The organism is Thiofilum sp. (assembly GCF_016711335.1).
Lineage (GTDB): Bacteria > Pseudomonadota > Gammaproteobacteria > Thiotrichales > Thiotrichaceae > Thiofilum.
In genome coordinates, this window is sequence record NZ_JADJTF010000001.1 from 2768359 (window position 1) to 2782010 (window position 13652).

Here is a 13652-nt window from a genome sequence, read left to right on the forward strand (position 1 = left end):
TAAGTTTAAGTTCAAGCCAATAATTGGCAGCCCACCCCTATTAATTTGCTGCGCCCCCCCGTTTGTGGGAGCACTCGAATCTGGGTACTAATACGCTCTTGCAGTGCTTGTACGTGGGAAATAATACCAATTAATTTCCCCTCTTGTTGTAGATTAGATAAGGTTTCGAGTGCTGTTTCTAAGGCTTCTTGATCCAGTGTGCCAAAACCTTCATCTAAAAATAAGGAATCCACTCGTACATTTTGACTCGCCATATGTGACAGTCCTAGCGCTAAAGCTAAACTGACTAAAAAGCTTTCCCCGCCGGATAAATTACGGGTCGAGCGAATTTCTCCCGCTTGATAGGTATCTAATACATTCAGCTCCAACGGTTGCGTGGCGTTGCGTACTAATAAATAGCGTTCGCTCATTTTACGTAATTGTCGATTAGCGTGATGAATCATGATTTCAAAGGTTAGACCTTGGGCAAAGTTACGGTATTTTTTGCCATCACTAGAGCCAATCAGTTGGGTCAACTGCTCCCAACGTTCGGAGGCTTGGCGCTGCAATTCAATCGCGGCTAATTGTTTAGCTTGCTCGACTTTGATTTTTTGATGCGCTGCTAATTGTTGTTGTAATGCACCTATAGTTTGCAACACTTCAACCTGTTGAGTTTGCAATGTCGTGCATTGGTCTTGTAAGGCTGCTGCTGAAGAGTCGCTAAGTTGTTTAGCCTGTAATGCCACCCATTGTAGTTTTTTATCTTGTTCTTTAGTGGCTAATTCGGCTGCCTCTAGATGTAATGCTTGGGCTTGCTGATGTAAGCGCTGACGCTCTGTTTCAGGTAATGCGGCGGCTTGATACTCCGTTTCGGAGCTAAAAGCACTCTGTTGCAAGCGCTCAATAAAATGTTGTTCTAATACGGTTAGCTTGGCATGAGTATTAGTTTTATCGTGTTGCAATGTCTCCCATTGTACTTGTAGCGTAGTTAAAGCGCCTTGGGCTAATTGAGCACGCTCTTGTTGCTGTTGCACTTGTGCTTCTGCGTGTTCCCGTGCTTGAGTGAGTTGTTGCTCAAGCGCCTCCACTGAAGCATCACCGACTAGAACAAAGCGTTGCCGATGCAGTGCATGGTAGTCAGAGTCTTGAGTGCTAAGCTCAGTGGTTAATACGGCAATTTCGCTAGCTAACCCTTGTAAGCGTTCCGTGAGTGCCGCTTGTTGTTGGGTCAAGTCCTGCACTGAGCGATTGACCTGTAATTGCTGTTCAGAGTGTTGCAGCCAAGCATTGCGCCGTGTATTGAGGGTTTGTTCTAGGGTGTCTAAGTGATCTAAGTGCAATTTTTCCATGCTAAAGGGTAGGAGTAATGCTTGCACTTCTGCCCACTCCTGCTGGAGCTGCTGGGTTGATTCCAGACATTGATTCTCTACTTGCTGCAAGGCTTGTCTAGTGTGTTGTAAAGCAAAATGAGCTTGTTGCTGTTGATCGTTATTGGCTTGTAGAGTGGTTTGTGCCGTAGCAAGTTGACTGTGGATTACTTTCAGGGCTTGCTCTACCTTTTCAATCGTCTCAATCAGTACTTGAGTGTCTTGATAATGGTTATGAGTAGTTTGTCGCAAGGCAGCTAAGGACTCCATGCTGAGATCAGCATTAGCTAGATTCAAGTGTTGCATTAATTGATTTAACGCTTGGGCTTGAGTACTGAGTTGGGTTTGATAGGTTTGAGTGCGCTCGGCTTGAGTGGCTAGTGTGGTTTGTAAGTGTGTAATGTCTTGCTGCAAGGTTTGTAGTGCTTTGTTACTTTGTGTAACCGCTTGTTTAGCACGCTTGAGTTCCTTGGCGGTATCGGATTGCAGCGGTAAATTACCCCGCGCAAACGGGTGTTCTAATGCACCACATAAAGGGCAGGGCTGATTATCCTCTAACGCGTGACGATGCTGTTCTAAGGATTGAATCTTTTCCTCAAATAATTGCCGCTCAGTGAGACTATGAACTGTTAGCTCTAAAGTTTCGTGCTGCGCTTGCTTGAGTGCTAAGGCTTGAGTGTGTTGTTCAAATTGAGTTTGTGTCTGATGGGTAGTGTGCTGCAACGCGCTTAAGAGCTGTGCTAATTCAGTATTTTTAGTTAGGGTCGCCTGTGCTTGCTCTAAGTACTGTAAGCGTTCCTTGATACTAGCTGCTGTATTACGCCACTCATTGATGGTTTTGCCTTGTAAATGTTGGTTCAAGCATTGCTCATTATGTTGTAGCTCACTATGCAGTTCAGCCACCTGTTGAGTACTTTGATTCCATGCTTGGTGAACCTGTTCATAGGTCTGGGCTAAGTGCTGTTGCTGGTCTTGTAGAGTGGCAGAGTCCTTTTGCTGTTGATGGAGCGCCTGTTTTAATTGCCGTAAGTGTTTAAAGCGTTGTTGCCAGCCCGCAAACTCACTGACTAAGGCTGCATCAGCCACATGAGTGTGCAAGTAATTTAGTACTTGTGCTAATAGTAATTGTTGAGTACTCAACTGCTGCACTACGTCATTATGCTCTTGAGTAAGGCTTAATTGCTTAGTTTTATGAGTCACTAAGGTAGTTTGCAACTGCTGTAACTGAATATGTTGATGAGCTAGTTTAAAATCTATTGTTCGTACTTGATTCAATAACGGTCGCTGGCGGGCTGACTCATCTTTAGCTTGTTGCCACGTTTGTTGGGCTAGTGCCAGTGCTGCTTGTGCCTGTTGTAAGTGCATTTCAGCGTGAGGAATTTGTTGTTCCAAGTGGCTTTGCTGTTGGCTTAGCTCATTAGACTGCTTACGCATCAAGAGTAAAGGTTGATAATCACCCGCTAACTCCAACGCTTGTAAAGCTTGCTGTAAACGTTTTTGCTCTGGCTCAAAAGCGAGTTGTTGAGCGTTTAATTGCTGCCTATTTTGTGCTACTTGCTCCAACTCCTGCTCTAGTTGAGCTAGATGTTGACGCCAATGCAATGCCGCTTCAGTGGTTTTGATCTGATGGCTTAAGTCATGCGCTTGTGTGTGGCACTGAGCTAATTGCTCGCGCAGATGTTGTTCTTCTTGCTGATCAAGTAGGCGTAGACTTTTGAGTTCGGCTTGTAATTGCGTGAGTTGTTTACGTTCTTGCGTAGAACGCTCGTGTACCTTGATCGAAATTTCACTATAAATCTGAGTGCCCGTAATTTGCTCTAGAATAGGTGCGCGTTCATCCGCACTGGCTTGTAAAAACGCTGCAAAACTGCCTTGGGCTAATAAAATCGAGCGGGTAAAGCGCTCAAAATCCAAACCTGTGACCACTTCAATTTCACGACTGACCTCTAAGAGTTTCTCCGCCAAGGTTTGTTTTTGGGTAATACTGATCAATTTATGCTGTGGATTTTGTAGCTCACCTTCGGCTTTTTTGCGAGCGCGATGTTGACTCCATGTGCTTTCAAATTGCCCATGCTGGGTTTCAAAGGTAATTTGGGCAAAGCACTCTCCGGTATGGCGCGACATAATGTCATTAGCACTTTTGGTAATGCGCCCTAAGCGCGGTGTGCAACCATATAGCCCTAAACAAATCGCATCTAAAATAGTACTTTTACCCGCTCCCGTAGGGCCCGTTATCGCAAATAAGCCATCCGATAAATAGTCGGGTTGGGTGAGATCTATCGACCATTCTCCCACCAGTGAATTTAGATTCTTAAAGCGAATATGCAGGATGCGCATAGTTAAACCAATCCCTTTTCAGTCAGAGGGGCTAACATAAACCAGTCGTTAGTAGGAGGAAAGTACTCTAATGCTTTTGAGCAAGGTTAGATGCACCCATTGCTTTATGAACTAAGTACTTGAGCCAAAGTAATCCTGCATTTCCTCCGCAGACGCTATAAATACGTCCGTCTACGCTTCAAGGCGGCATCCTTGCCGCCAAGACTGCTACAGAAACACACGATTACTTTTAGCTAGCTACTTAAGTAAATTAAACTGAAAAGTGTTAGAGAACTATAAATCGTCATTTAGCTCTGTCTATAATGCGGTAATCCAGACTTAAACAACCGTGGCGAGCCTATGACATTATTAGCCTTTAACTTGCCAATCGTAGTATTGCTGCCTTTTTTGGGAGCATTGTTAGCCGCTATGGCAGCACGATTTAATCGTCTCGCCGCAGCATGGACAGCCGCTTTCATTACTATTAGTGCTTTTGTTTTATTAGTTCCTGCCTTGCATTTGCCCTTTGAGGGACAGACTTTAATCCAACGTTGGGAGTGGATTCCTAGCCTTGGTCTAGAGTTTGCTTTTCGCTTGGATGGGTTGGGGCTAATGTTTGCCTTATTGATACTGGTCATAGGGCTTTTAGTCATTATCTATGCGCGTTACTACCTAGCTCCTCAAGATGCTATGGGGCGCTTTTTTGCCTATTTGCTCAGCTTTATGGGGTCTATGCTGGGTATTGTGCTATCAGAAAATCTGCTGCAATTAGTGATTTTTTGGGAGCTAACTTCATTAAGCTCTTTCTTATTAATCAGTTATTGGTATACCCGTTCGGATGCGCGTCAAGGGGCGCGTATGGCACTTACAATTACTGGCATGGGCGGATTAGCACTGTTAGGGGGCGTGTTAATCTTGGGGCATATGGTGGGAAGTTTTAATCTCACTGAGGTACTCGCCTCTAGTGAGGTAATTCGGGCGCACCCTTGGTATGTACCGATGCTGGTATTGATTTTATTAGGTGCTTTTACTAAATCGGCTCAATTCCCGTTTCATTTTTGGTTACCGCATGCGATGGCAGCGCCCACTCCAGTCTCGGCTTATTTGCATTCTGCCACGATGGTTAAAGCCGGTATTTTCCTCCTTGCGCGTCTCTTTCCAGCCCTTTCCGGCACGCCCGAATGGCATTGGTTGGTGGGTACGGCGGGGATGTTGACCTTATTATTGGGCGCTTTTACCGCTTTATTTAAGCACGATATTAAAGGGCTACTCGCTTATTCGACGATTAGCCACTTAGGGTTGATTACTTTATTGCTAGGCATTGGCTCCCAACTCGCAGCCGTGGCGGCACTGTTTCATATTATTAATCATGCCACCTTTAAAGCCTCCTTGTTTATGGTGGCGGGGATTGTTGATCATGAAACGGGTACGCGCGATATGCGTCGGGTCAATGGCTTGATGAAATATATGCCCTATGTCGGCGTGCTGGCTATTATTGCCTCGGCGGCTATGGCTGGTGTGCCATTACTTAATGGCTTTTTGAGTAAGGAAATGTTTTTTGATCAAACGCTAACGGTATCGGCGATTTCGCCTTTAGCGTGGGTTATTCCAGTATTGGCAACCTTCGCTGGAGTGTTTTCAGTGGCTTACTCCACCCGTTTTATTCATGATGTGTTTTTTAATGGCGAACCGATTGATCTACCTAAAAAACCGCATGAGCCACCGCGCTATATGAAAATACCAGTAGTGCTACTGGTATTGGCCTGTATTGCAGTAGGCGTTTTTCCAGCCTATACCGTGGCTGAGCTGTTGTATGTGATGGTAGCAGGTACGTTACAAGCCCCGCCTCCCGATTATAGTTTAGCGATTTGGCATGGTTTCAATGCGCCCTTAATGATGAGTATTATTGCATTAGGTGGGGGTATTGCCGTTTATTTGGTGCGTAAGCCTTTATTTGCGTGGTATGAGCAGGGTTTGGCGCATTGGGATGCGCGGATCGTTTATCAAGCGATATTAGATAGATTGATTTATACGGCACAAAGCATTACTCGACGTTTAGATCGCGGTACTTTGCGTAATATGTTGGTTTGGTTTCTAGGGGCGACATTATTGGCGGGGCTAGTAGGCTTTGAGGGAAAAACCTTGTTCGGTACGCGCGAACTAATGCCAGTTGATGGTGTAACCTTCATTGCTATTGCGGGACTCATTTTAAGCAGTCTGCTCACTGTGTTGATGCACCGCTACCGTTTAGTGTCATTAGTGATGTTAGGCGTGGTGGGATTAGTAGTGTCATTAGGCTTTGCTAAGTTTTCCGCACCTGACCTAGCTTTAACTCAACTCTCAGTTGAAATTGTGACGGTAGTATTGCTGATGCTGGCGTTATATTTCTTGCCACAATATACCCGTATGTTTAGTTCTAATAAGCGCCATTATCAAGATATTGCTTGGGCGATTGGAGCAGGCTTTGCGGCTGCTTTATTGACCTTAGCGGTATTAACGCGTGATCTACAACCGATTTCTGCCTACTTTTTGGCTAATAGTAAAATCCAAGGAGGCGGAACGAATGTGGTTAATGTGATTTTAGTCGACTTCCGTGGCTTTGATACTTTGGGTGAAATTGTGGTGTTAGCGCTCGCGGGTTTAGGCATTGTGGCGCTGTTACAGGACATTAAGCTTTATGCACCTAAACGCAATGCCGAAAGTATTCCGTGGAATCGGGAATCACATCCACTGATTTTACAAGTGCAAGCACGCATTATGTTTCCGATGATGCTGATGGTGGCTATTTTTATCTTCTTACGCGGACATAATTTGCCCGGCGGGGGATTTATTGCAGGATTAATTGCCGCTTTAGCCATTGTGTTACAAAACCTCGCTAATGGAATTGTCTGGACAGCGGAGCGTATTCGCTTTGATATGCACAGCGTCTTAGCTTTAGGGATTGGGTTTGCTACCGTGACAGGTTTAGCCGCATGGTTATTTGATTATCCCTTCCTCACTTCAACCTTCACTTATTTAAATTGGCCTATTGTAGGTAAGTTTGAAATAGCGAGTGCTATGGCGTTTGATACGGGCGTATTTTTAGTGGTAGTGGGGGCGACGGTTATGATTTTAGTGCAATTGGGGCGCTTAAATTATATCGAGACTGAGCATACGGGCGATTTACAGTCCACTCAAGGAGGCAAAGCATGAGCATTGAATTGTTAATTGCCTTAAGTATTGGTGTGATGGTGTCTTGTGGCGTGTATCTGATCTTAAGACCGAGCACTTTTCCGGTTGTAGTAGGTTTGACCTTTCTCTCTTATGCGGTAAATGTATTTTTATTCGCTATGGGGAGTTTAAAGATTGGGATACCTCCCATACTGAGCGAAAAGATTGATACTTATACAGATCCTCTACCCCAAGCCTTAGTGCTAACGGCGATTGTCATTTCATTTGGTATGACAGCCTTTTTGATTGTGCTGGCGTTAAGAGCACGCGATACCTTGGGCACGGATCATATTGATGGTAAGGCTTATTTGCCCAGTAGTGCAGAGATTCAGGAGTCTGAGCAGGCAGACAAAGAAGTAAATAATTCTACTAGCGAGCGTGTAACTAAAGAGCATACTGCTGCTAATCAGGAGTCCAAACCATGAATCATCTGCCGATTTGGACAGTCTTATTTCCTTTAGTAGGTGGTTTATTACAGCTCTTGGCACGTAAAGGCGGCTTACCGTGGCAGCGAGTATTGTCCCTAGGTTTATTAAGTGGTTTGGTGGTTATAGCTCTAGGTGTATTTATCATAGCTTCAAGTGGCGAGCGCTATGTGTATTACTTAGGTAATTGGCCAGCACCTTTTGGCATTGTCTTAGTACTCGATCAATTCGCCGCGCTCATGGTGTTACTCACCGCTGTATTAGCTTTAATCGCTATGAGTTATGCCCTAGTACGAGATATTGATAAGCAAGGGCTACATTTCCATGTGTTGTTTCAAATTCAATTATTTGGATTAAATGGCGCATTTCTAACCGGAGATGTGTTTAATCTATTTGTCTTTTTTGAAGTATTACTGTTAGCTTCTTACGGTTTAATGTTGCATGGTTTGGGTAAAGAGCGTATTCAGGCCGGTTTGCATTATGTCGTCATTAATTTAGTAGGATCAATATTATTTTTATTTGCCTTGGGCGCTATTTACGGCTCCTTAGGTACGCTAAATTTAGCCGATTTAGCACTAAAAATTGCCCAAGCCCCAGTAGAGCGTCATGGTTTAATTATGACAGCAGGGTTTGCGCTATTAGTGGTGTTTGGACTAAAGGCGGCGATGTTTCCACTTTATATGTGGTTACCTGCGACTTATGCCAGTACGTCCGCGCCCGTAGCGGCCTTATTTGCCATTATGACCAAAGTAGGGATTTATTCGATTATTCGTGTACATGGCACAATGTTTGGTTCAGAGGCCAATGAGTTAGCTCATTTCTATCAACCTTGGGTATTAGGGGCGGGATTAATTACGTTAGTCTTAGCGGCTTTAGGAGTTATTGCAGCCACTCATTTACGCCGTCAAGTAGCCTATGTGGTGTTAGCCTCAGTCGCCACTTTATTAATAGCACTAGGGATTAATACGCCCCATTCATTAGCAGCATTATTATTTTATTTAATCCACTCCACCTTATTAGCAGCGGCATTCTTTTTACTAGCTGATTTGATTGCAATAGGTCGAGGCAGTATGGGGGATCGTTTAGAGAATGCTCCTTTAATGGTGGGGGCGAAGTATTTAGGTATCGTTTATTTTGCTTTAGTGGTAGCGATGGTGGGGTTGCCGCCGCTCTCAGGGTTTTTGGGTAAAGCGATGATTCTAAAATCAGCCCTTACTCATCCATGGCAAGGGTGGATTTTAGCGGTGGTGTTAAGTGCGGGGCTAATGATGTTAGTCAGTATGGCGCGTGCAGGAACCTTGTTATTTTATCGCCTCCCCGCGCATGATCATCGAGCCGAGATACCTTTGCAAAAAACGGCACTATTACCCATTTATGCTTTACTCTTAGCTAGCCCTTTATTAGTGCTATTGGCTCATCCCATTACTGAGTTTATGCTGCAAACTGCGCAACAATTATTAGATATTAAGGCTTATATCCAAGCCGTATTGGCTAATCCTATGCAGGGAGTTCAATAATGCTCAGTAAGTTATTCCCGCATCCTATACTGTCAGTAGTCCTTATTATTATATGGCTGTTATTAAATAATGATTTTTCCATGGGGCATATCGTATTAGGGACACTATTAAGTGTTATTTTACCTATTATCACAGCAAGTTTTTGGCCAGATCGGGTGTGTATTAATAAGCCTTGGTTATTTATAAAGTTTTTGGGGATAGTGTTATATGATATTATTACTGCTAATTTATTAGTAGCACGTTGGGTCATAGGGAGTAATCAACAACTTAAACCTGCTTTTATGGAATTAGAGGTAGAGCTGACTTCTCCAGTCGCCATTAGCATTCTCGCTAGTACCATTTCACTGACACCCGGAACAGTCTCTTGTAGTCTTTCTGCTGATAAACGCCGCTTACTGATTCATTCTTTGCATGTTGAGGATACTCAAGCAGCGTTACAAACGATGCACGAGCGTTATCAAAAACCCTTACTAGAGGTACTTAAGCCATGCTAAGTGTTGCTCTCATCATTAGTTTTACCTTGGTCAGTTTGGCTTGTGTATTTAGTTTAGTACGGCTTTTAATAGGTCCTGATTTGCCTGACCGTATCTTAGCACTCGATACTTTATATATTAATGCGATTGCTCTCATTATTTTATTCGGTCTATTACAAGGTTCGCCCTTATATTTTGAAGCTGCGTTATTAATTGCAGTGATGGGATTTGTCGGCACTTTAGCTTTGAGCAAGTATTTATTACGCGGCGATATTATGGAGTAATACCCATGCCAGATTTAGTTGAAATTATTGTGTCGTTATTAATTATTATCGGTGCGGGATTTACCTTTTTAGGCTCATTGTCTTTAGTGAAATTACCCGATTTTTTTATGCGTTTGCATGGTCCGACGAAAGCGTCTACCTTAGGGACAGGAGCGATTTTAGTGGCGTCGGCTTTGTATTTTTCACTGAAAGTAGGTGAGATTAGTGTGCATGAGGTATTAATTACCGTGTTTTTATTTATTACCGCTCCAGTGAGTGCTTATATGTTGGCTAAAGCCGCACTGCATTTAAAGCTTAAACAACAAGATCAAACTCGTAATAAAGAATTGAGCCAAAAAGATCATTAACCGTCACAAATGGAATTAAAGAACGGCATTATCAATACCGTTCTTGTTCCTATACAGGGTTAAGGAGTGAAGGTTGCGGGTGTGCTGGTGTTATCAGTGGCGGGCTTATCTAGTGATACCGTTTGTGCTTGCTCCATTTCTTCTTTGACTCCCGGGGCGGCTAGCACTTCACGTAATTGATCTTCTTGATCTTTAGTCAGTGAGGTTTTCAGAACTGTGCCACCAAAACCTTTGATGCCCTCTAATACCTTGTCCGTGGTGGCAGAACGTACTAAGACAAACAATACCGAGCCACCCTGAGCGATAGAAGAGCCTAACTCTTTCATAAAGTTGTCATTAATACCAATGTCACTGAGCGCACCGGATAATGCACCTGCACCCGCACCAACGGCTGCACCTAGTATAGGGTTGAGGAATAACATGCCAATCAGCATACCCCAAAAGCTGCCGCTCACCGCACCCGCAGCAGTTAAATTCACCGCTTGATGTAATTTCACCTTACCATCGGCATTTTTAGTGACCACTACAGCATCTTCTAAATCAATGAGATATTCTTTTTGCATGCTGACCAGTTTTTCACGCAATTCAAATGCGCTTTTTTCATCCTTAAAAGCAATAGCGACTAGAGCACTCATCAGGTTTCTCCTAGTTGGATTAATCATTAATAGGCACATGAGCAGAAAGTCTATGAGTGTATATAGCATAAATGCGGGTAGCTTTTTAAATTTGCTAGGTTAGCTCAGTAAATTGAGGTTGGCTGAGCTGATATTTTTTAGCTCTAGTGATATGTATGAGGGTAGATAATAATGTTTTTTACTAGAACAACTGCAATAGACTAGCTAGGAGGAGTTTAGCTAGCCCATTGTTGAAACGAGTCCCTTAGCGCCCAGGTGCTCGCACTTGATCCAATTTAGGATTGATAATTTTAGGATCGATTACTTTGTCTTTAATGTTGGCGCGATCAAAAGGTGGACAACTTAAGCACACAGGGGGGATGGGAAACTTAATTTTTTGCTTAACAATGAGTTTGCCATCAATCAGATCAGGGGGTAAACGTCTAGCGTTCACTTCACTCATGCCTAAGATGAGAGCAACACCTAATAAACCAATCACTACGCTTTTCATTTGAATCACCTCGCATTAATTCAATGTTTTTCGGAACTTTTTTAACTGACTACAGTGTTAAAGTACTCCGATAAGTTCCCTAAAACGGTGATCTAAGCAGCGTTTAAAAGGTGAATAATTCACGGTGATGTCAAAAGTTAGCATTTCATTTGAACCACTAAAGGCAAAGTCATCAGTAAGAGGGATTAGAAGCCCTAAGTCAGCAGGCTTTGATAAGCATTAAAAGAATTTCCAAGGTTTTGTTGACAATAACATTTATTCTAGTTGACAATTATTGATATAAAAGTTGACAAAAGGATGTTAACCTATGAATGAGTTAATCAATAATACGCGTGCTAAGACCGCAGAGATTCGTCAGTTTATTATTGAAAACGTTGCTAATCACCCCAATGACTTATCCCATCTCACCGCGCAACAGTTCGATATTTCACGTCAAGCGGTCAATCGCCATTTGCAAGAGTTGGTTAAACAAGAGTTATTGGAGGTGAGTGGAGCGACTCGCAATAAGGCCTATAAGCTCAAAGTGCTTGATCAATGGCAACAGACTTATGATTTGCAAGGTTTGGATGAGGATCGAGTGTGGCGCAATGATATATTGCCTCGCTTTGCTCGTTTTAACTTAGCTAAAAATGTGCAAAGTATTTGGCACTATGGTTTTACGGAAATGCTAAATAATGCGATTGATCACTCCAATAGCTCAGTGGTTTTTATAAAATTAGTTTCTAATGCGGCTTATTCTTGGATCAGCATTTATGATCAAGGTGAAGGGATTTTTAGAAAAATTCAAAAAGCTATGGATCTTGAGGATGAGCGCCATGCAGTGTTGGAGTTATCTAAAGGCAAATTAACTACAGACCCTGCTAATCATTCTGGTGAGGGAATATTTTTCTCTTCGCGCATATTTGATCAGTTCATAATTGATTCTAATGACATCATTTTTTCGCATGAGCATGATAAAATAGAAGATTGGATCGTAGAAAGTACATTAGGTGTTTCGGGTACTTTAGTAGGTATGAAGTTGCATCATAATACTCAGCGCACTACCAAAGAAATATTTGATTTTTATACTTCTGATGATGGTGATTATAGATTTGTTAAAACCGTAGTACCGGTTCGATTAGCCCAATACGGTAATGAGGAGCTTATATCTCGATCTCAAGCTAAGCGAGTCCTTTCACGTATAGAACGTTTTAAAGTAGTTATTTTTGATTTTGAGGGTGTTGAATCTATTGGTCAGGCATTTGCAGATGAAGTGTTTAGAGTATTTAAAAATCAGCATGCCGAATTAGAGTTAAAGTATGAAAATGCTAATCCCGATACTGAGGCTATGATTCGGCGTGCTTTAACTCATAGCTAAAGCGTTTGTAGCATATCTTGCCAAGTAGGATGCTCACATAAGGCTTGCAGAGCGGCTTTGAGTAGTGTTTTACCCGTATCGCTATGTATCCAAGTGGATAAGCCCGACGGATGCGGGAGTGGTAGTAAATCGACCTCGCGTCCTTGAAGCGTTTTACGGTGGATAAGCCCAACAGCTTCCTCTAAACGTTTAATGGGCAAATACTGATTAATTGCTAATTTACCCACCAAAATGATGAGTTCAGGTTGTAGTATGTCCAGTTCAGCATTAAGCCAGCGCGAGCAATTAGCGATTTCTTCCTGATTCGGTACTCGATCACCACCTTTAGGGTGCTTCCCCGGAAAACAACGACACACCGCTGCCATATACACCCGCTCACGAAATGGGTCTTCTGTAATCCCACATGCTGCAAACCATTTAAACAAAGTCTTACCCGCCGTCCAAGCAAACGGACGCTGAAAATCCCCCTCACGAATCCCCGGCGCTTGCCCGATCATAAGAATAGGGGTGAGTACCGGGTTACAGGTAATGACGGGCGGGATCATTTGGGGGCACTGTCTACAAGTGCGGAGTGCAGCTTGATGGTCAATGAGTGGTTGATAGGGGTAAATAATGCTCTGGGTCATGGTGGTTTGAGGATGTTAGAGAGCGGAGATTGTAGGGTTAATGGATGGATATAGCTATTTTTAGGCAAGTACTCCGTGATAAAGCTCAGCTATCGACAGCTCAATGTTTAATGCTTCGAGCTTTAGGGTGTTGCTGGCTTGAGTATGAATGTAAAAATGCCACTCATCGCGGCTGATTTTATGAAAATGTTCGACCATGATTTGTTCGGGGTCGATCAAGATATAGTCTTGTAGTGGAGGCAAGGAACGATAATGTGCAAATTTGCCACCACGATCATAGTCACGAGTGCTAGGTGAAAGTACTTCAATAATCATGCTGGGGTTTAATAGGGTTGTGTTGTTGTCGCCCAGCTCTGGTTTGCCACAATAAACCGAAATATCAGGATAGGTATCTAACCCTGAGGGTGTGTGGACACGCATGTCGCTATTCATAGGGTGACAAGATTTGCCCATGAGTTTTTGGCGTAGTAGTGAGTAGGCGTTACCTGCTACTTGAGCATGGTTAAATGTGCCACCTGCCATTGCGGTGATTTGTCCCTGAAAGTACTCATGACGCTGAGTACTTTGAGATTCTTGGAGTAGGTATTGCTCACGACTTATTGTATTTTCGACTGAAAACATGCGTG

The 13652-nt window shown here is 43.2% G+C and carries 12 protein-coding genes; 7 read left to right on the forward strand and 5 right to left on the reverse strand.

Annotated elements, in window-relative coordinates; all coding sequences use genetic code 11:
* Positions 1-11 precede the first annotated feature (11 nt).
* Positions 12-3683 carry an AAA family ATPase gene (locus IPL34_RS13240; protein ID WP_296841921.1) on the reverse strand — a complete coding sequence of 1224 codons (3672 nt, stop codon included), beginning with the start codon at positions 3681-3683 and terminating at the stop codon, positions 12-14.
* 339 nt (positions 3684-4022) lie between these two features.
* On the opposite strand from IPL34_RS13240, the gene IPL34_RS13245 reads away from it, so the two are divergent.
* From IPL34_RS13245 to IPL34_RS13270, 6 genes are read left to right on the forward strand one after another with little or no spacing between them, the layout of a single operon-like run.
* A complete protein-coding gene (locus IPL34_RS13245) occupies positions 4023-6854 on the forward strand; it encodes a monovalent cation/H+ antiporter subunit A (protein ID WP_296841922.1) in 2832 nt (943 codons plus the stop codon).
* A 2-nt stretch (positions 6855-6856) separates the two neighbouring features.
* The gene (locus IPL34_RS13250; RefSeq protein WP_296843070.1) at positions 6857-7297 is read left to right on the forward strand and encodes a Na+/H+ antiporter subunit C; all 441 of its coding nucleotides are present in this window, start codon (positions 6857-6859) and stop codon (positions 7295-7297) included.
* Complete coding sequence (locus IPL34_RS13255; protein ID WP_296841923.1) at positions 7294-8814, forward strand: monovalent cation/H+ antiporter subunit D; 1521 nt, start codon at positions 7294-7296, stop codon at positions 8812-8814. Before IPL34_RS13250 ends, IPL34_RS13255 begins: the two co-directional genes overlap by 4 nt.
* Positions 8814-9308 (forward strand): Na+/H+ antiporter subunit E, encoded by a 495-nt coding sequence (locus tag IPL34_RS13260; protein ID WP_296841924.1) that lies wholly within the window; start codon positions 8814-8816, stop codon positions 9306-9308. The genes IPL34_RS13255 and IPL34_RS13260 overlap by 1 nt, the downstream gene beginning before the upstream one ends.
* Complete coding sequence (locus tag IPL34_RS13265; RefSeq protein ID WP_296841925.1) at positions 9302-9571, forward strand: K+/H+ antiporter subunit F; 270 nt, start codon at positions 9302-9304, stop codon at positions 9569-9571. Before IPL34_RS13260 ends, IPL34_RS13265 begins: the two co-directional genes overlap by 7 nt.
* Before the next feature lie 5 nt (positions 9572-9576).
* Entirely contained in the window at positions 9577-9918 is a 342-nt protein-coding gene (locus IPL34_RS13270; protein WP_296841926.1) for a Na+/H+ antiporter subunit G, read from the forward strand.
* Between the two features lie 59 nt (positions 9919-9977).
* Here the strand turns inward: IPL34_RS13270 and IPL34_RS13275 are convergent, their stop codons facing one another.
* Together IPL34_RS13275 and IPL34_RS13280 are read right to left on the reverse strand one after the other, a co-directional pair.
* Entirely contained in the window at positions 9978-10553 is a 576-nt protein-coding gene (locus IPL34_RS13275) for a DUF1269 domain-containing protein (RefSeq protein WP_296841927.1), read from the reverse strand.
* Between the two features lie 244 nt (positions 10554-10797).
* Positions 10798-11043 (reverse strand): hypothetical protein, encoded by a 246-nt coding sequence (locus IPL34_RS13280; RefSeq protein ID WP_296841928.1) that lies wholly within the window; start codon positions 11041-11043, stop codon positions 10798-10800.
* Between the two features lie 307 nt (positions 11044-11350).
* On the opposite strand from IPL34_RS13280, the gene IPL34_RS13285 reads away from it, so the two are divergent.
* A complete protein-coding gene (locus IPL34_RS13285) occupies positions 11351-12400 on the forward strand; it encodes a DUF4325 domain-containing protein (RefSeq protein ID WP_296841929.1) in 1050 nt (349 codons plus the stop codon).
* Here IPL34_RS13285 and IPL34_RS13290 read toward each other — a convergent pair.
* Together IPL34_RS13290 and IPL34_RS13295 are read right to left on the reverse strand one after the other, a co-directional pair.
* Complete coding sequence (locus tag IPL34_RS13290; protein ID WP_296841930.1) at positions 12397-13026, reverse strand: uracil-DNA glycosylase family protein; 630 nt, start codon at positions 13024-13026, stop codon at positions 12397-12399. The two genes, IPL34_RS13285 and IPL34_RS13290, sit on opposite strands and share 4 nt — an antisense overlap.
* 60 nt (positions 13027-13086) lie before the next feature.
* Positions 13087-13647 carry a Uma2 family endonuclease gene (locus IPL34_RS13295; protein WP_296841931.1) on the reverse strand — a complete coding sequence of 187 codons (561 nt, stop codon included), beginning with the start codon at positions 13645-13647 and terminating at the stop codon, positions 13087-13089.
* Between the last annotated feature and the right edge of the window lie 5 nt (positions 13648-13652).

What these genes read in the sequence shown, in the direction of transcription:
- IPL34_RS13270 (WP_296841926.1), top strand. Translation starts at nt 9,577, where the DNA reads ATGCCAGATTTAGTTGAAATTATTGTGTCGTTATTAATTATTATCGGT.
- IPL34_RS13285 (WP_296841929.1), top strand. Translation starts at nt 11,351, where the DNA reads ATGAATGAGTTAATCAATAATACGCGTGCTAAGACCGCAGAGATTCGT.
- IPL34_RS13255 (WP_296841923.1), top strand. Translation starts at nt 7,294, where the DNA reads ATGAATCATCTGCCGATTTGGACAGTCTTATTTCCTTTAGTAGGTGGT.
- IPL34_RS13245 (WP_296841922.1), top strand. Translation starts at nt 4,023, where the DNA reads ATGACATTATTAGCCTTTAACTTGCCAATCGTAGTATTGCTGCCTTTT.
- IPL34_RS13290 (WP_296841930.1), bottom strand. Translation starts at nt 13,026, where the DNA reads ATGACCCAGAGCATTATTTACCCCTATCAACCACTCATTGACCATCAA.
- IPL34_RS13240 (WP_296841921.1), bottom strand. Translation starts at nt 3,683, where the DNA reads ATGCGCATCCTGCATATTCGCTTTAAGAATCTAAATTCACTGGTGGGA.
- IPL34_RS13260 (WP_296841924.1), top strand. Translation starts at nt 8,814, where the DNA reads ATGCTCAGTAAGTTATTCCCGCATCCTATACTGTCAGTAGTCCTTATT.
- IPL34_RS13280 (WP_296841928.1), bottom strand. Translation starts at nt 11,043, where the DNA reads ATGAAAAGCGTAGTGATTGGTTTATTAGGTGTTGCTCTCATCTTAGGC.
- IPL34_RS13295 (WP_296841931.1), bottom strand. Translation starts at nt 13,647, where the DNA reads ATGTTTTCAGTCGAAAATACAATAAGTCGTGAGCAATACCTACTCCAA.
- IPL34_RS13265 (WP_296841925.1), top strand. Translation starts at nt 9,302, where the DNA reads ATGCTAAGTGTTGCTCTCATCATTAGTTTTACCTTGGTCAGTTTGGCT.
- IPL34_RS13275 (WP_296841927.1), bottom strand. Translation starts at nt 10,553, where the DNA reads ATGAGTGCTCTAGTCGCTATTGCTTTTAAGGATGAAAAAAGCGCATTT.